This is a genomic window from Acinetobacter sp. ANC 4218, from assembly GCF_002135245.1.
In the GTDB taxonomy this organism is placed as follows: domain Bacteria; phylum Pseudomonadota; class Gammaproteobacteria; order Pseudomonadales; family Moraxellaceae; genus Acinetobacter.
This window is the reverse complement of sequence record NZ_NEGD01000009.1, coordinates 62,151-78,224: the sequence shown is the minus strand read 5'-3', so window position 1 is coordinate 78,224 and position 16,074 is coordinate 62,151. Positions and strand designations below refer to the sequence as shown.

Here is a 16,074-nt window from a genome sequence, read left to right as displayed (position 1 = left end):
GCCATACAGGCAGCTTAGAAAGTCAATCTAATAAATTCATCATGAAAGTTACGGTTCACTGCCATACAGGCAGCTTAGAAATAAGTAAGGTAAATATTCATCAGCCTGTACTTGTTCACTGCCATACAGGCAGCTTAGAAAAATATCCCAAGCACATTTAGTATCAATGATCAGTTCACTGCCATACAGGCAGCTTAGAAATAATGATTTTTTGTTTTAGCGTACCAAGACCAGTTCACTGCCATACAGGCAGCTTAGAAATGGTATTGTTTGCGAACTCAGTGCAGACTATAGTTCACTGCCATACAGGCAGCTTAGAAATGTTTGATATTTTTCAAATCTGGACGAGTTGAGTTCACTGCCATACAGGCAGCTTAGAAAACCACTACAGCGCAGCTCATTAATGTAAAACGGTTCACTGCCATACAGGCAGCTTAGAAAATTAAAAGATTGCTCAACCATAAAGAAGATGAGTTCACTGCCATACAGGCAGCTTAGAAAAATGATATCTACTGATCCGTCATATAACTGCAGTTCACTGCCATACAGGCAGCTTAGAAAACATATTTCCATTTCAAAAGCGAGTTGCATGCGTTCACTGCCATACAGGCAGCTTAGAAATTTAAATAATCATCCACCACAATCGTATAATCGTTCACTGCCATACAGGCAGCTTAGAAAAACCGATGTATTCACCCGCTTCAACCAGTAGGGTTCACTGCCATACAGGCAGCTTAGAAAGAAGTAATGCGGCCATATTTCAAGTCAATACTGTTCACTGCCATACAGGCAGCTTAGAAATTCTGCATCTTTGACTTGGGTTGGATTTACCGGTTCACTGCCATACAGGCAGCTTAGAAATATACCTAAAACAAAGAAAATTAAAACCACTTGTTCACTGCCATACAGGCAGCTTAGAAATGTGGCCGCATTGAACTCCGCATTAAACCCGGGTTCACTGCCATACAGGCAGCTTAGAAATAAATACGATCCAGCACGCTCTAAACTGATTTGTTCACTGCCATACAGGCAGCTTAGAAAAACCAATTGCGCTGAAAATCATCATCCTGATCGTTCACTGCCATACAGGCAGCTTAGAAAATTGTGCCAATTAGGATTTCCCACTGGGTTTTGTTCACTGCCATACAGGCAGCTTAGAAAAAGGAGAAACTTATGACCATTCTCCAGCGGAGGTTCACTGCCATACAGGCAGCTTAGAAATTATACCGGTGTGGTATCAGTCAAGCGTGGAGGTTCACTGCCATACAGGCAGCTTAGAAAGCAATAGATCCCTGAATAGCAACAGTTTGAGCGTTCACTGCCATACAGGCAGCTTAGAAAAATAAGGATGGTTCCGGTGCCAGCACTCGCAAGTTCACTGCCATACAGGCAGCTTAGAAACATAACCATTTATAGCCAACACCACCATAAAGGTTCACTGCCATACAGGCAGCTTAGAAAACCTCAACCTTACCTATTCTTATTTCATAAATGTTCACTGCCATACAGGCAGCTTAGAAAAATGATATCTACTGATCCGTCATATAACTGCAGTTCACTGCCATACAGGCAGCTTAGAAAATGGCATCACGATCCGAATACTCTTCTATCTTGTTCACTGCCATACAGGCAGCTTAGAAAATTAGGTGAAACATCACACCTAACAATGCCAAGTTCACTGCCATACAGGCAGCTTAGAAACAAAAGAAGATCCAACCATTGACGTCATTTGTGTTCACTGCCATACAGGCAGCTTAGAAAACTTGCTGCAGCTGGGATGCTGTCATTCCATTGTTCACTGCCATACAGGCAGCTTAGAAAAAACCTTTTACATCTTTCCGCTTTTCCTGCCAGTTCACTGCCATACAGGCAGCTTAGAAATTAACAATATTTAACCCAAGAGACGCAAGAGGGTTCACTGCCATACAGGCAGCTTAGAAATCCGCTATTGCCACCACCCAAGCCCTCAACTTGTTCACTGCCATACAGGCAGCTTAGAAATTTTTTCGTTGTATAACGCTCAATTTTATAAAGTTCACTGCCATACAGGCAGCTTAGAAATTCAATGCCCAGCATTCTACTTTTCTGCCGATGTTCACTGCCATACAGGCAGCTTAGAAATTTGCTAGACAAGTGATTAATTCAGGTAGAAAGTTCACTGCCATACAGGCAGCTTAGAAATAACTCTGATGTTCTGTTTTGCATGCTAATTCGTTCACTGCCATACAGGCAGCTTAGAAAAGAAAGGTTATCAAGCTTGTTTATGTATTAATGTTCACTGCCATACAGGCAGCTTAGAAATAGAAGTTGCAAAAAATCGAGATGATGCAATTGTTCACTGCCATACAGGCAGCTTAGAAATGTTAAAGATATGAAACAGGAGAGTAAATCATGTTCACTGCCATACAGGCAGCTTAGAAATACTAACTGATGCTATTGGTTATAACAGAATTGTTCACTGCCATACAGGCAGCTTAGAAATAAATTAATATGGCTTATTCCCTTCTGCATAAGTTCACTGCCATACAGGCAGCTTAGAAATGTTCAAATTGCAGATGGAACCAAATCTGTTTGTTCACTGCCATACAGGCAGCTTAGAAAGGATGCGCCCCAACCATATCACGATCAGATAAGTTCACTGCCATACAGGCAGCTTAGAAATTCAAGACACCCTGCTCAAAAGAGCAAGGTGAGTTCACTGCCATACAGGCAGCTTAGAAAATCAAGTACGCGTCAGTTTCACACGTTGGACAGTTCACTGCCATACAGGCAGCTTAGAAAGATCTAATTAAAGATCAGGGTTGGTGGTGGTTGTTCACTGCCATACAGGCAGCTTAGAAACTTGATCTAATTCTGTTTTATATTTTTGTACCGTTCACTGCCATACAGGCAGCTTAGAAATGGATTTGAAGCTGAATTTGTTCTTCTACGATGTTCACTGCCATACAGGCAGCTTAGAAAAATGACTGAAATCGAATTCAATCAAACCGGTGGTTCACTGCCATACAGGCAGCTTAGAAAAAAGCGTATCTAAAAAATTAGGAATTGGTGCAAGTTCACTGCCATACAGGCAGCTTAGAAATTGACCCATCACTTAAAATTTTGATTGATTTTGTTCACTGCCATACAGGCAGCTTAGAAAATATGCAGGAGAATAAAAAGGCATGTCATTAAGTTCACTGCCATACAGGCAGCTTAGAAATAACAATTCTGACTGAGCGCCTTACTGGCGTTGTTCACTGCCATACAGGCAGCTTAGAAAATTAAGAATGAGGTGTATAACGATTCAACCCCGTTCACTGCCATACAGGCAGCTTAGAAATAGAGAACCAATAAAGTTAATACAGTTCTGGAGTTCACTGCCATACAGGCAGCTTAGAAAACCTTGTGTACGGAAAGCAGCAACAACAATGTGTTCACTGCCATACAGGCAGCTTAGAAATTGTGTAGCAGAGGATAGGCGACCTACATTGCGTTCACTGCCATACAGGCAGCTTAGAAAATCCCAGAAAACTGCTCCAATTCAATTCCATTGTTCACTGCCATACAGGCAGCTTAGAAAAGCTAGCACATTACCTTGGTTCGCAGTTAGAGGTTCACTGCCATACAGGCAGCTTAGAAAAAGTGAATCAGAGCTTGCTATTGTGCAATCTGGTTCACTGCCATACAGGCAGCTTAGAAAAGCTTCAAGGTGGCTCAATCGCGGCTTCTTACGTTCACTGCCATACAGGCAGCTTAGAAAATCTGTCGTAGGGACGGATGAATCAACTCTGTGTTCACTGCCATACAGGCAGCTTAGAAAATCGTCCAGCAGAGAAATCAGGGTTAATCATGGTTCACTGCCATACAGGCAGCTTAGAAATTGCATCGATTTAAATATTCTTGATCCATCGCGTTCACTGCCATACAGGCAGCTTAGAAATTAACAATATTTAACCCAAGAGACGCAAGAGGGTTCACTGCCATACAGGCAGCTTAGAAAAGTTTGGGACATATAAGAATCTATTTGCTGTCGTTCACTGCCATACAGGCAGCTTAGAAATTCAGGAAAAAGATTTAACCCTTGATATTAGAGTTCACTGCCATACAGGCAGCTTAGAAATCCGAGAAAATATTGTGCATATTCGAGGAAACGTTCACTGCCATACAGGCAGCTTAGAAAATCCAAGTTATAGCAAATGCCTCTCTTGCTGTGTTCACTGCCATACAGGCAGCTTAGAAAAGTACAAGCAATTGATCAGCAAAACGTCATTAGTTCACTGCCATACAGGCAGCTTAGAAATGGAAGTAGATTGGAAGAATTGCCGAAACCGTGTTCACTGCCATACAGGCAGCTTAGAAATGTATTATTTGTATAGGTTGTGCCACTTGATCGTTCACTGCCATACAGGCAGCTTAGAAAGTTTGATAACCAGCGGAATGTTTGGGCAAATCGTTCACTGCCATACAGGCAGCTTAGAAAAAAATAGCACTAGCTGGATGCGCCCCAGCCATGTTCACTGCCATACAGGCAGCTTAGAAAGATAATATTATATTAAATTCAGTGCAAACAAAGTTCACTGCCATACAGGCAGCTTAGAAACAGGAGCGTTTTAGCAGATTGCCGATTCATATGTTCACTGCCATACAGGCAGCTTAGAAATACGCTTGGAGTTTTTTGGTGAAAAAACACTAGTTCACTGCCATACAGGCAGCTTAGAAAAACTATATCTGCAACTCTAAGTTGATATGACTGTTCACTGCCATACAGGCAGCTTAGAAATACTAAACCAAAATTACTATCATATGCTAGCTGTTCACTGCCATACAGGCAGCTTAGAAATGATTGGGGAGAAGCTGAATACCTGCAAAACGGTTCACTGCCATACAGGCAGCTTAGAAAATTAAGAAAGGCTTGGTTTTCCTCAATGGCCTGTTCACTGCCATACAGGCAGCTTAGAAATGGGAAAAATCAAAGATATTGTGGCCAATGCTGTTCACTGCCATACAGGCAGCTTAGAAATGACGACATACGAGCATTGTGTAGTTCATCGTGTTCACTGCCATACAGGCAGCTTAGAAAACTAGAATCAGTTTTTGAAACTGTAAAAGTTAGTTCACGGCCATACAGGCAGCTTAGAAATGTTGACGAGTACAGCCAATTTCCTCGCACAGGTTCACTGCCATATAGGCAGTTTAGAAAACTCGGAGCTTGTCAGAGCAACTTACCAGTGCGTTCACTGCCATATAGGCAGCTTAGAAAAGTACTGCTGATGTTTTGAAGTCGGTGCTCGGGTTCACTACCGTATAGGCAGCTTAGAAGTATTATCTTCAGTAATACTTATGCAAATGATTGTTTCTTTAAATAATGTTTGTAATAAAAAAGCCAATTATCTCAGTAAAATAATTGGCTTAAGTGAGAGTTAAGCTTATCCGGTTATTCTTTGATCATCCCAATAACACGGTACTACAATTAAATGGTTCTCATGTAACCGTGACCATAATCGGACACCTAAATCCCGCTGCATATTTTGGACTGTGAAATTGGAAATCAGCAGGGTAGATTTCATATTGTCATAACGGCTATATAAGACCTTATGCACCATCTCTAGGCGTTTTTCGTGCCGGTCATGCAGACCATATTCATCAATCACCAATAAATCAAAACTGGAAAAATGGTCGATGACTTCTTTCTCAGAGCGTGAAGCATCTGACCAGGTGTCCATCATTTTTTGAGCAATTTCTGCACTGGTATAGTAGCGTGCAGATTTTGTACTGTTATGGAGAATGTTGCGAATAATTGATGCACTCAGATGGGTTTTACCTGTACCCGGTGTACCAATCATCAACATATTCGGGTTGTGGTCAGAAATAATCTGCTGTGCAAAGGCCTGACATATCTTGATGGTATTGTGTTGTGCAGGGCATGCAACTACATAATTTTTGAAGCCACTATCCAGGTAGCGTTTATTGAGCCCTGAATTTTTAATTTTCTGTTGTAGCAATCGCTGTTGCAGTTCATTCTCATAGGCTGCATGTGAGTGATGGACGGTTTCTTTGGCACACAATTTACAGAGCCTGTGACCTGCAATTTCCATTAGGGGTATATGATGGGTAGGGCAAAGTGTTTCCGTTGTTTCTGCGCGAAACTGGAGTGTTTTAAGCATGGTATTCATGGCTGATCTCCTAAATCCATTTTGAATTTTCTAAAAAACTCTCATTTTTTTCTTCAAAATTTGAAGATGAAGATGAAGATGAAGATGAAGATGAAGGGCATGGTTCAAGCATGACTTGAGTAATACTCGGGCTCTTCTCAGGAGCTGCTTGAGCATTTACTTTTCGTTGCTTGTTAGATGCTTGAGCATTGCTTGCGGATTTATTCCAGCGTGCTTGAGCTGCATTTTTAGCTTTATCAGATTTCATTTGCTGATTTTGCAATGCCTGGCTTTTTAAACGGGTTAAAAAATTTGAATGAATCTGTTCGGATTCGACTTCAAACAATTCCAGAGCTACCAGCGTATTCAGCAAAGTTTTAGCCTTGGTGTGCTGCAGTAATTTCGTGATGCTGCATACTGTTGCTAGGTCATGAGGAATGGCACCATTTTTCCAGAAATCCATCATTAACAGCAGTGCCGCACCAATTTGTTCTGCGGTCATTCGTGCAAATTTCGCCTGTAAGTCACCAATATAGAGTGGCATCCAAATTGAAATATCTTTATGCATAGGTCACCTTTTTTATAGGTATAGAGGGCTAAGGTCATCGATTGGATGACCTTGTATATTTATTTGATCAGGGAGCTAAGCTCATTAACCGGAGGCGAGCCTGTTGGGCCAAGTCATCGTAATGGGCTTGCCCTTCATCCAGCATTCGCTGTAACCAGAGTCTCAATGCTTGGTGATCATCGAAGCATTTGTTAACCTTCAGCAAAAATGCCAGATTGTTCAGTTTGGGAATGTGTAACTCATGGATTAATTCACGAGCGACCATATCTGCTTCTGGGCTAACGACTACACCGCCAAAGAAAGCTTTACTATTCATGAGCAAGCTCCTCTGTATTTAGTCTTTCCAGCATTGCTTCAAAAGCACTGCCATCGCGACGCGTAACATTGGGAATGTAACGGCTATAGACCCGGAACAGCATTTCAGTCGTTGAATGGCCCAGCTGGCGTGCGATCCATTCTGGATTCTCGCCTGCCGACAGCCAGAGCGTTGCAGCGGTATGACGTGTTTGATAAGCACGACGAGGCTTTAGTCCTAAATAGCGTAGCAGGGGATGCCAGACACGTTTATTCACTAAACGATAATCGAGAGGTCCACCATCGCGGTTACAGAAGACAAAACTGGATTTGCCATTATTCAAGCTTTTCTGTTGCAGAAAGGCCTGATAAACCCGATCACTCATTTGGATGGTACGGTCAGAACCATAAGTTTTGGTTCCACCAAGCTCCCCATTCACTAATGCTTCACGAATGTGGATTTCCCGACGTTGTAAGTCCACATTTTTCCATTGCAAGCCATCGATCTCACTGGTGCGCATACCTGTGAAAAATCGAACAGTATAATAAGGCTTAAAATCATCACGAACTGTGGCTAAAATTGCATGTACTTCCTTTAATGAAAAAGGTGTTACTTCAATCTTTCCTTGCTTTAAGTTCTTGATATTCTTATAAGGGCTATCAAAGTCATATCGTTCGGCAGCACTATCGAGTATCATACGAAGTGCTATCATAATCTGGTTGATTCTTGATGGTGAAAGGCATTCTTGGTTTTTTCCGTGAGTCACTTTGGCGAGGGATGAACGGAATCCAAGAATGTCTGACTTTTTGATATTAATAACCGGAATTGTGCCAAAAAAAGGGATTAAATACTTTTTGATCACAATCTGAATTTTTCCCTTGTAGCTTGCACGCCATTCTATTTCTTTATCAGTGAACCAGATTTCACAGAACTTGGAAAATAGAGGTGTTTTAGAGCTGATTTCATTTACTCTGTTTTCTGCATTTTTGATTTCTTTTAAACGAGAACTTTTTGGAAAGTACTTAGCATAGTCAAAAATACCCAATAAGATTTCCGCTTCCATTCGCTCAATCGCTTTTTCAAGCTTTTTGCGATTTTGAGCATTGTCTTCAAGAGCTGTTGTTTCACGACAACGGATGTTTAAGTATCGAAAATCGACACATAACTTACCGTATCTAGTACGAATAGCAGCCATAATAATGTTCTCCTTATTGAAGTTGTAGGCTGTGTAGCGAGCCTAAAGTGGTTTTAGTCATATCTTCTTCAATACGCTCCCATACATATAAAATTTTGCGTCCACCAAAAGGGCGGATGTAATGAATGCCTTCGATTAGAACACTGTCCTTCAACTGATTACGGATGGTACGTTCGTTGTAATGGATTCGTTCCGCCAGTTCTTTTGTAGTAATATAAGTAAGATTCATGTTTGTATCCTTTTATAAAGTATCACAATGGTGTTATTTAAGATCACAATGCAATAATAAATGCGTTTAACACATCATGCAAGTACTTTATTACACAATGGTGGTAATTAATGATAGTTTGTAACTTGCCTGTTCTTTTGGCGGAACGAAGAATGAAAGTGGCAGATGTAGCTCGGGCAACCGGAATGAGTAAGACAACTTTACATAAGCTTTATAATGGTCAATCAACTCGTATTGATTTTGAAACATTAGAAAAATTATGCGTATTGTTAAATGTAGAGGTTGGTGATTTATTAAAGTTCAAGCAGGAAGAATAAGTTTTTTAATAAAAACCTTTCCATAAATTAATAATTTTTTAACTTAAGATTTTGTTTTTATTGTATATTTTTGGTGACCAAATTTGGTCACCATTTTTATAAAGTAGTGAAAAAGACTTCAATAAAAGCCAGAATGAAGTATTTTAAGTTTTTTTAGAATTACTCAGCCGATGTTCACTAAAATTTATACAAAATCTTTAATATATTGATCTATATGTGATGGTTGCAGGGCACGTTTAGGGCACTTTTGGTCACGTAAGCCCATTTTCAAGTGATCCATCTTAACTTTTTACTAGCTTTAAGCGTTTTAAGTTTATAAGTTTAGAAAGGAAATATTGTTTAAAATCAACAAGAAAAAAGCCCCCATCTTTCGATGAGGGCTTTTTGAATCTGGAGCGGGAAAGGAGACTCGAACTCCCGACCCCAACCTTGGCAAGGTTATGCTCTACCAACTGAGCTATTCCCGCGGAGTCTATAAAGTTTTTTAAGTGAAAAAAACTAAATGAAAAAATTTTGAGCGGGAAAGGAGACTCGAACTCCCGACCCCAACCTTGGCAAGGTTATGCTCTACCAACTGAGCTATTCCCGCATGCCGTGTATAATACATTATGCAAAAATAGGGTCAATAACTTTGTGAAAAAACTTGTATCAATTGCATAAAATAAAACCATTTTGTACGGTTTTGCTGCTTTTATAAACAAGATTGAAGTTTGAAAAGAAAATTTTATCCTGAAATCCAGGAATGATAGGTTGTATAGGCACGAAGATTGAATCGGAACACGGTATACTGAAGCCAGAAATTGAACTATTTGGGAGTATCTTGATGAATTTAGAACAACAGTTGATTCAACGCCTGCAAGAGTTATCACCAGTTCATTTAGAAGTGGTGAACGAATCATCCGGTCATGGCGGCTATTTCCCGGGTAAGGAGTCGCATTTTAAAGTGATTGTGGTGAGTGACATTTTCCAAGGCTTGCGTTTGGTGCAACGTCATCAAAAAATTTATGCAGCAGCAGGGGACTTGCTTGCACCAAGCCGTATTCATGCCCTGGCGATTCATGCTTTTGTGCCATCAGAATGGCAAGGACAAGACACCTCAAGTCCTGAATGTGCACATGCGCCAAAAGCTGAATTATAAGGAAGATTAAACAATGGATATGCAGCTGACGGTAAAAATTGTGCATATGATTGCGGTGACTTTATTGATTGGGGCAATCCTTGCACGTGCTTTTACTTTATTTGTTGGAGTCAACGGCAATCAGCCCAATCCGGTGGCACGAAAATTTCTGGTCGCCTGGCAACATCTTGCCATGACGATTATTGTTTTGACCGGGCTAACTTCATTAGTAATCAAGAATTTTGAAGTACAACCATGGTTTTATGCCAAAATCATCCTGTTTCTGGTGCTGTTTTCTTCCTTGATCAAAGCCTATAAAAAAGATGACCGTATTTTACTGGTCCAGCGTCGCGCAGGTTTAATAATTGCAGTGGCTGCACTGATCGCCATTATCGGATTAGTCATCATCAAGCCGAATTTTGGCTAATTGTTAGACATGATTATTCTAGATGTAAGATGTGTAGGATAAACTGCAATTCATAGATAACTATAAATGATAGGGGGCTTCCAATGCTGGTACGTGTGGTTTTTAATCAAAAAGGTGGGGTCGGTAAGTCCAGTATTGCCGTCAATCTGGCTGCAATTAGTGCACATCAGGGGTTGAAAACCTTGCTGATTGATCTCGACCCTCAAGCCAATTCCAGTCAATATCTATTGGGGGATGATGCGACCTATACGGTGGATAAACCGGCGCTGGAACCCAATATTGAAAATTATTTTCAGGAAGTGTTGGGGGCAACCCAAAGCAAAGGACTTTTAGGCAATGCCATTGGTTCCATTTTAAAGAACCGTGATAAAGGTCTGGAGCATTACGTGCACCAATCACCTTTTAAAAATCTGGATGTGATTCCTGCAAGTCCGACTTTGGGTGCACTGGCTCATGCCTTGGAGTCAAAACACAAGATTTATAAATTGCGTGATGCCTTGCAGCAACTGCAAGGACAGTATGACCGGGTGTATATCGATACACCGCCGGCTTTTAACTTCTTTACCTTATCGGCGTTGATTGCTGCCAGTCGCGTGCTGATTCCTTTTGATTGTGACGTATTTTCAAAACGTGCATTACAGACTCTGATTGAAAACGTCATCGAAACTCAGGATGATCATAATGAACGTCTGGAAATTGAAGGGATTGTGGTCAATCAGTTTCAGGCCCAGGCTAAATTACCGCGTGAAGTGGTGCAACAGCTGAAAGATGAAAGCTTGCCTGTATTAGACAGCATGTTGCCGCCGTCCATTTTAATGAAAGAATCGCATCTTAAAAATCAGCCTTTGATCCATTTGGCGACTGATCATAAATTGACGCAAGCCTATCAATCGTTGTTCAATGAAATTGAGCATATATAAGTATTGAGATTTCTCATGAAAACGATTTATCTAAGCCTTCTTTTGGGAAGTACGGTTTTATTGGCTGCATGTGCAACGACGGTGAAACCGAGTTATGTTTCTCCGACCCAGTATCAAGCGCTCAATTGCCAGCAATTGCAAAGTGAATATAACCGTATTCAGCAATATATCGACGATGGTGTGCAGGCGCCAAAACGCACTGGCGTCGGTGTGGGTGTCGGTGTAGGCGGTGGTTGGGGCAGTCATGGCGGCTGGGGAATCGCTCCGAGTGTTTCAGTCAATATGGGACAATCTTCAAATAGCAAAAACACTGAACTGGCACGTCTATTGGGTGATCAGGAAGCTGTGGTTCAGGCGGCAAAATTCAAAAACTGCCCAATTATTGTTCGTAATAAAGTTCAATAATTCATCAATTTATCCCGCTGTTGAGGTGCTGTACCTGACAGCAGGGGGGATAAAATATTAGCAAAATGTTTCAATGTAAATATTATTAATATCAATTGGTTGCTGTTTTTTGATGGAATCTTTAAACGCATCAGGTGATATTTTTTTATCGAGAAATACTTGTCATTTTTTATCGGTTTCATATAAGGTGTGCCCCATCAGGATGGTGATATCAGGTATTTATGATCGAGAGTTGGCTTTTTGTATTGGCAGTGATTGCGGTATTGATGATTCCGGGTCCAACCAATGCATTACTTGCAAGCTCGGCTTATCAACAAGGCATTGCTAAAACCAGTCTGTTTATTCCGGCAAAAATGCTTGGCTATTTTTATGCCATTAATTTGTGGGCATTACTTATTCATTTGTGTGATCCAGTATGGCCGAACTTTATTCATATCCTGCATTTTTGTAGCGCCATTTATGTGAGTTGGATGGCTTTTCATTTGTGGAAAGCGTCAGATTTGGAAAAGCATAATCAACGCCATCCTTCGATCCGACCTCGACAACTGTTCTTTTCTACCTTCAAAAATCCTAAAGCCTTATTATTTGCTGCCGGTGTTTTACCGCTTGAAACCTGGAGCAATCCCACCAATTTTATTTTGGTATTTGCAATGTTCAGTCTGGTCCTGTTACCTACGGTGGTGTTCTGGATGTTTTTTGGGCGGGCCATTCTGGCGGGTCAGTCCAGACAAATAAAAGCCGATCTGTTATATAAAGGATCGGCCATGTTGCTGATTATGTGTATGTTACCCGTTGTGATTCGCTTCTTTTAATGCACTTTTTTGAGTTTCTTGCGAATAAAACCAATGATGCCCGGCAAGACACTAATAATAATGATGCCAAAAATCAGATGGGTAAAATTGTCTTTAACAATCGGCATATTGCCAAACAAGTAGCCTAAAATTACAAAAGAACCGACCCAGCAAATGGCACCAATGACATTAAAGCTGAGGAAATATTTATAATTCATGTGACCTGCACCGGCGACAAACGGGGCAAAAGTACGGGCGAAAGGAATAAAACGGGCAAAAATAATAGTTTTTCCGCCATGTTTTTCAAAGAATTTTTGCGTATAGGTTAAATGCTTTTTATTAATGAACCGTGATTCAATTTCAAAGACACGCGGTCCAATAAATTTACCAATATGATAATTCAGCGTGTCGCCCAATACTGCGGCAGTAAACAGCAAGATGACCAGAATATAAGGATTCATTGCGCCTGTGGATGCTGCTAAGGCTCCTGCTGCGAACAGTAGGCTGTCACCCGGCAGAAATGGCATAACCACCAAACCGGTTTCTACAAAAATAATCAAGAAAAGAATGGCATAAATCCACACGCCGTAATCGGTGATAAATTCGAGCAGATGGGCATCAACGTGTAAGATAAAATCAAGCAGTTCCATGGCGCTACAGACAGCAAAAATGTGCTGAAATCCTAGCAGTCTGGGGCATGAAAGTCAGTACCAAAAAGAAAATTAATTGCATTTTCATCCTTCCCTTTTTTCACAATGATTTATCTTACAAATTATTTATTGACCCCGATAAAAACAGGCTTAGGATGAAGAGGTCATTAAAACAAAAATCAAAAGGTGACCTCATGTTTAATCCGAATATTTTTATAAAAAATCTGCTGCAAGGTCTGCAAACCGATGCCTTTATCGCTTTGGTTGCACGTGTATTGATAGCCTATATTTTTCTGATGTCTGGCTGGATGAAAATCAATGCTTATACTGCAACGGCCGGGTATATGGAATCTAAAGGTGTCCCGGGTAGCCTGCTGCCTTTGAGTATCCTGGTCGTCGTTAGCGGTGGTCTGGCCTTGTTCTTTGGTTTCCAGGCCCGCCTGGCTGCTTTGGGCTTAGCTATTTTTACCTTTATTTGCGGCTTTATTTTCCACGGCACTGGGACTCAGGATGATGCCATTCACCTGATGAAAAATATTGCCATGACTGGTGGACTATTGTTCTTGATGTTGCATGGTGCAGGTAAATTCAGTGTAGATGACATGCTAGAGAGATCATCACCAGAGTTGAGGAAAATAGAAGGTTGATTCTAGCTTGTACAGGTCTTTTTGTAATTACATAAAACCTGCGTACAAATTGCCTGAATTTTGCTTCAATAAAGTTTGATGAAGCTACCAAAGTGGAGTCAGGTATGAAGCAAATGTTATGGGTAATTTTTATCTCTGGTGTAATGTTTTCTACAGCATCCTGAGCGGGTAAAAGTGATCAGATGATCGTGAATGAAGCTGCCCAAAATATGGTAACGGTTGCAGAAGCAAAACAACTGGCAGATGAAACTGCAGTGACCTTATCCGGCGTTATTGTCAAACGAATACGGGGCGATCATTTTGAACTCAAAGATGGTTCCGGTTCAATTGACATTGATGTCGATGATGATTTTTGGAAACCGATGGGCTTAAAAGCCGGCGATCAGGTGAAAGTGATGGGTGAAGTGGATACTCAAAGTGATCAATCCACCAACATCGATGTTGTTAAAATAGAAAAACTGTTAAATCCAAAGGATAAATGGCTTTGGTATAATCAGAACTAAACTGCAAGATTTGACTTAATCACCAAAGTCCTAGAGAGCATACGACAAGGTCTAAACAGATGAGGTCGATATCCATCATGATGAAATTGAAGGATATCTAAATCGTGAAAATAGAAAAATGGCAATATAAATAAGGCATCCGGACGGGTGCCTTGTTGTGCCAGAAATATAATGCAATCAACGAATTGAAAGCCTTGTGCGAATAGTGTGCTTAATGCGCCGAAAAATGATAGAATGCAGCGCTTATTTCGTTTGCCTTGCATAGTTGTTTGTCATGACTACCAATACTCAAATCACTGAAGACCGCATCCTGATTCTGGATTTCGGTTCTCAATACAGTCAGCTGATTGCACGTCGTGTACGTGAAGCTGGTGTATATTCTGAAATGTATGCCTATGACATGTCTGAAGAAGACATTCGCGCATTTAAACCAAACGGTATCATCTTGTCGGGTGGTCCGGAAAGTGTTCATGAAGAAGGTAGTCCACGCGCACCTGAAGTTGTATTCAACCTGGGTGTACCTGTATTGGGTATTTGCTACGGCTTGCAAACCATGTCCGAACAGCTTGGCGGTAAAGTAGAGCCAGGTACCGTGCATGAATTTGGTTATGCTGCGGTAGACGTTTTGGTTCGTGACCAGCTTCTGGGTGATTTAGACGATGGTGAAAACAAACTCAATGTTTGGATGAGCCATGGCGATAAAGTCAGTGCAATTCCTGAAGGTTTCCAGGTGACTGCCAGTACACCAAGCTGTCCATTTGCAGCAGTAAGCGATGAAAAACGCCGTTTCTATGGCGTGCAGTTCCACCCGGAAGTGACCCATACTGCAAAAGGTGCCGAGTTATTGTCTAACTTTGTACACAGCATTTGTGGTTGCCGTAATCTTTGGAACTCGGAAAACATCATCGACCTGCGTGTTGAACAGTTACGTGAACAGATTGGCGATCAAAAAGTATTGCTTGGTCTTTCAGGTGGCGTAGATTCATCTGTAGTTGCTGCGCTTCTTCATAAAGCCATTGGCGATCAATTGACTTGCGTATTCGTAGATAATGGCTTGCTTCGTTTGAACGAAGGCGAGCAAGTGATGGATATGTTTGCGAAAAACATGGGTATCCGTGTAATTCGTGCCGATGCTGAAAACCGTTTCTTGTCCGCTCTCGCAGGTGAAGTTGACCCTGAGAAAAAACGTAAAATCATTGGTCGTGAGTTCATTGAAGTCTTTGCTGAAGAGGCACGTAAGCTTGATGGCGTAAACTTCCTGGCACAAGGCACAATTTACCCGGACGTGATTGAATCTGCTGCAACTAAAAACGGTAAGGCACACGTAATTAAATCACACCACAATGTGGGCGGTTTACCAGAAGATTTAGCATTTGAACTGGTTGAGCCAATCCGTGACCTGTTTAAAGATGAAGTACGCCGTTTAGGTACCACTTTAGGCTTGCCGTTTGAGATGCTTTATCGTCATCCATTCCCGGGTCCAGGTTTGGGCGTGCGTATTTTGGGTGAAGTGAAAAAAGAATATGCCGACATTCTTCGTCTGGCTGATGACATCTTCATGCAAGAACTTCGCGCTAGCGGTTGGTATGACAAAACTGCTCAAGCCTTCGCTGTATTCCAACCAGTTAAATCTGTTGGTGTAGTGGGCGATGGCCGTCGTTATGCATGGGTGATTGCACTTCGTGCCGTTGAAACTGTTGACTTTATGACAGCTCGTTTTGCGCATCTTCCATATGAATTGGTAGACAAGATTTCGACTCGTATCATGAACGAAATCAAAGATGTTTCACGTGTGGTTTATGACGTGTCATCTAAGCCACCAGCAACGATTGAATGGGAGTAACTTTCAGCATAGCTGAAAGTCTTGCGAGGTGAC

The 16,074-nt window shown here is 41.3% G+C and carries 15 protein-coding genes, 2 tRNA genes and 1 CRISPR repeat array (1 of these 18 cut by a window edge); of the genes, 9 read left to right on the top strand and 8 right to left on the bottom strand.

Annotated elements, in window-relative coordinates; all coding sequences use genetic code 11:
- A CRISPR array of direct repeats spans positions 1-5,302; the repeat unit is 28 nt; unit sequence GTTCACTGCCATACAGGCAGCTTAGAAA (it extends 1,207 nt beyond the left edge of the window).
- A 106-nt stretch (positions 5,303-5,408) separates the two neighbouring features.
- From B9T38_RS10145 to B9T38_RS10125, 5 genes are all read right to left on the bottom strand, one after another.
- Positions 5,409-6,155, bottom strand: coding sequence for an ATP-binding protein (locus tag B9T38_RS10145; protein WP_086196690.1), 747 nt, complete (start codon positions 6,153-6,155; stop codon positions 5,409-5,411).
- A gap of 10 nt (positions 6,156-6,165) precedes the next feature.
- Positions 6,166-6,702 carry a DUF1376 domain-containing protein gene (locus B9T38_RS10140; protein WP_086196689.1) on the bottom strand — a complete coding sequence of 179 codons (537 nt, stop codon included), beginning with the start codon at positions 6,700-6,702 and terminating at the stop codon, positions 6,166-6,168.
- 67 nt (positions 6,703-6,769) lie between these two features.
- Positions 6,770-7,018, bottom strand: coding sequence for a hypothetical protein (locus tag B9T38_RS10135; RefSeq protein WP_086196688.1), 249 nt, complete (start codon positions 7,016-7,018; stop codon positions 6,770-6,772).
- A complete protein-coding gene (locus tag B9T38_RS10130) occupies positions 7,011-8,192 on the bottom strand; it encodes a site-specific integrase (RefSeq protein WP_086196687.1) in 1,182 nt (393 codons plus the stop codon). The genes B9T38_RS10135 and B9T38_RS10130 overlap by 8 nt, the downstream gene beginning before the upstream one ends.
- Before the next feature lie 13 nt (positions 8,193-8,205).
- Positions 8,206-8,421 (bottom strand): hypothetical protein, encoded by a 216-nt coding sequence (locus tag B9T38_RS10125; protein ID WP_001054887.1) that lies wholly within the window; start codon positions 8,419-8,421, stop codon positions 8,206-8,208.
- Positions 8,422-8,531: 110 nt separating this feature from the next.
- Here B9T38_RS10125 and B9T38_RS10120 point away from each other — a divergent pair, with 110 nt between their 5' ends.
- A complete protein-coding gene (locus B9T38_RS10120; RefSeq protein ID WP_081403350.1) occupies positions 8,532-8,738 on the top strand; it encodes a helix-turn-helix domain-containing protein in 207 nt (68 codons plus the stop codon).
- 391 nt (positions 8,739-9,129) lie between these two features.
- On the opposite strand, the gene B9T38_RS10115 is transcribed toward B9T38_RS10120, so the two are convergent.
- Positions 9,130-9,205, bottom strand: a tRNA-Gly gene (locus B9T38_RS10115).
- 49 nt (positions 9,206-9,254) lie between these two features.
- Positions 9,255-9,327, bottom strand: a tRNA-Gly gene (locus B9T38_RS10110).
- Between the two features lie 234 nt (positions 9,328-9,561).
- Between B9T38_RS10110 and B9T38_RS10105 the strand changes: the two genes are divergently transcribed.
- The 5 genes from B9T38_RS10105 (at position 9,562) to B9T38_RS10080 (ending at position 12,419) form a co-directional block, all read left to right on the top strand.
- Entirely contained in the window at positions 9,562-9,876 is a 315-nt protein-coding gene (locus B9T38_RS10105) for a BolA family protein (protein ID WP_086196686.1), read from the top strand.
- Positions 9,877-9,889: 13 nt separating this feature from the next.
- Positions 9,890-10,282 (top strand): SirB2 family protein, encoded by a 393-nt coding sequence (locus B9T38_RS10100; protein ID WP_086196685.1) that lies wholly within the window; start codon positions 9,890-9,892, stop codon positions 10,280-10,282.
- A gap of 83 nt (positions 10,283-10,365) precedes the next feature.
- Positions 10,366-11,202 (top strand): ParA family protein, encoded by an 837-nt coding sequence (locus tag B9T38_RS10095; protein WP_086196684.1) that lies wholly within the window; start codon positions 10,366-10,368, stop codon positions 11,200-11,202.
- Positions 11,203-11,217: 15 nt separating this feature from the next.
- Positions 11,218-11,607 (top strand): hypothetical protein, encoded by a 390-nt coding sequence (locus B9T38_RS10090; protein WP_086196683.1) that lies wholly within the window; start codon positions 11,218-11,220, stop codon positions 11,605-11,607.
- Positions 11,608-11,828: 221 nt separating this feature from the next.
- The gene (locus tag B9T38_RS10080; RefSeq protein ID WP_086196681.1) at positions 11,829-12,419 is read left to right on the top strand and encodes a LysE family translocator; all 591 of its coding nucleotides are present in this window, start codon (positions 11,829-11,831) and stop codon (positions 12,417-12,419) included.
- Here B9T38_RS10080 and B9T38_RS10075 read toward each other — a convergent pair.
- Positions 12,416-13,048, bottom strand: coding sequence for a DedA family protein (locus B9T38_RS10075; RefSeq protein WP_086196680.1), 633 nt, complete (start codon positions 13,046-13,048; stop codon positions 12,416-12,418). The two genes, B9T38_RS10080 and B9T38_RS10075, sit on opposite strands and share 4 nt — an antisense overlap.
- A gap of 194 nt (positions 13,049-13,242) precedes the next feature.
- On the opposite strand from B9T38_RS10075, the gene B9T38_RS10070 reads away from it, so the two are divergent.
- The 3 genes from B9T38_RS10070 (at position 13,243) to guaA (ending at position 16,041) form a co-directional block, all read left to right on the top strand.
- Complete coding sequence (locus B9T38_RS10070; RefSeq protein ID WP_086196679.1) at positions 13,243-13,695, top strand: DoxX family protein; 453 nt, start codon at positions 13,243-13,245, stop codon at positions 13,693-13,695.
- Between the two features lie 182 nt (positions 13,696-13,877).
- Positions 13,878-14,198 (top strand): NirD/YgiW/YdeI family stress tolerance protein, encoded by a 321-nt coding sequence (locus B9T38_RS10065; RefSeq protein WP_086196678.1) that lies wholly within the window; start codon positions 13,878-13,880, stop codon positions 14,196-14,198.
- 274 nt (positions 14,199-14,472) lie between these two features.
- Positions 14,473-16,041 carry a glutamine-hydrolyzing GMP synthase gene (guaA, locus tag B9T38_RS10055; RefSeq protein ID WP_086196676.1) on the top strand — a complete coding sequence of 523 codons (1,569 nt, stop codon included), beginning with the start codon at positions 14,473-14,475 and terminating at the stop codon, positions 16,039-16,041.
- The last annotated feature ends 33 nt before the right edge of the window (positions 16,042-16,074 follow it).

Bases quoted from the DNA above. Each gene is read 5' to 3' on its own strand.
- B9T38_RS10065 (WP_086196678.1), top strand. From the start codon at position 13,878: ATGATCGTGAATGAAGCTGCCCAAAATATGGTAACGGTTGCAGAAGCA.
- B9T38_RS10090 (WP_086196683.1), top strand. From the start codon at position 11,218: ATGAAAACGATTTATCTAAGCCTTCTTTTGGGAAGTACGGTTTTATTG.
- B9T38_RS10070 (WP_086196679.1), top strand. From the start codon at position 13,243: ATGTTTAATCCGAATATTTTTATAAAAAATCTGCTGCAAGGTCTGCAA.
- B9T38_RS10135 (WP_086196688.1), bottom strand. From the start codon at position 7,018: ATGAATAGTAAAGCTTTCTTTGGCGGTGTAGTCGTTAGCCCAGAAGCA.
- B9T38_RS10105 (WP_086196686.1), top strand. From the start codon at position 9,562: ATGAATTTAGAACAACAGTTGATTCAACGCCTGCAAGAGTTATCACCA.
- B9T38_RS10095 (WP_086196684.1), top strand. From the start codon at position 10,366: ATGCTGGTACGTGTGGTTTTTAATCAAAAAGGTGGGGTCGGTAAGTCC.
- B9T38_RS10100 (WP_086196685.1), top strand. From the start codon at position 9,890: ATGGATATGCAGCTGACGGTAAAAATTGTGCATATGATTGCGGTGACT.
- guaA (WP_086196676.1), top strand. From the start codon at position 14,473: ATGACTACCAATACTCAAATCACTGAAGACCGCATCCTGATTCTGGAT.
- B9T38_RS10130 (WP_086196687.1), bottom strand. From the start codon at position 8,192: ATGGCTGCTATTCGTACTAGATACGGTAAGTTATGTGTCGATTTTCGA.
- B9T38_RS10145 (WP_086196690.1), bottom strand. From the start codon at position 6,155: ATGAATACCATGCTTAAAACACTCCAGTTTCGCGCAGAAACAACGGAA.
- B9T38_RS10120 (WP_081403350.1), top strand. From the start codon at position 8,532: ATGATAGTTTGTAACTTGCCTGTTCTTTTGGCGGAACGAAGAATGAAA.
- B9T38_RS10080 (WP_086196681.1), top strand. From the start codon at position 11,829: ATGATCGAGAGTTGGCTTTTTGTATTGGCAGTGATTGCGGTATTGATG.
- B9T38_RS10140 (WP_086196689.1), bottom strand. From the start codon at position 6,702: ATGCATAAAGATATTTCAATTTGGATGCCACTCTATATTGGTGACTTA.
- B9T38_RS10075 (WP_086196680.1), bottom strand. From the start codon at position 13,048: ATGGAACTGCTTGATTTTATCTTACACGTTGATGCCCATCTGCTCGAA.
- B9T38_RS10125 (WP_001054887.1), bottom strand. From the start codon at position 8,421: ATGAATCTTACTTATATTACTACAAAAGAACTGGCGGAACGAATCCAT.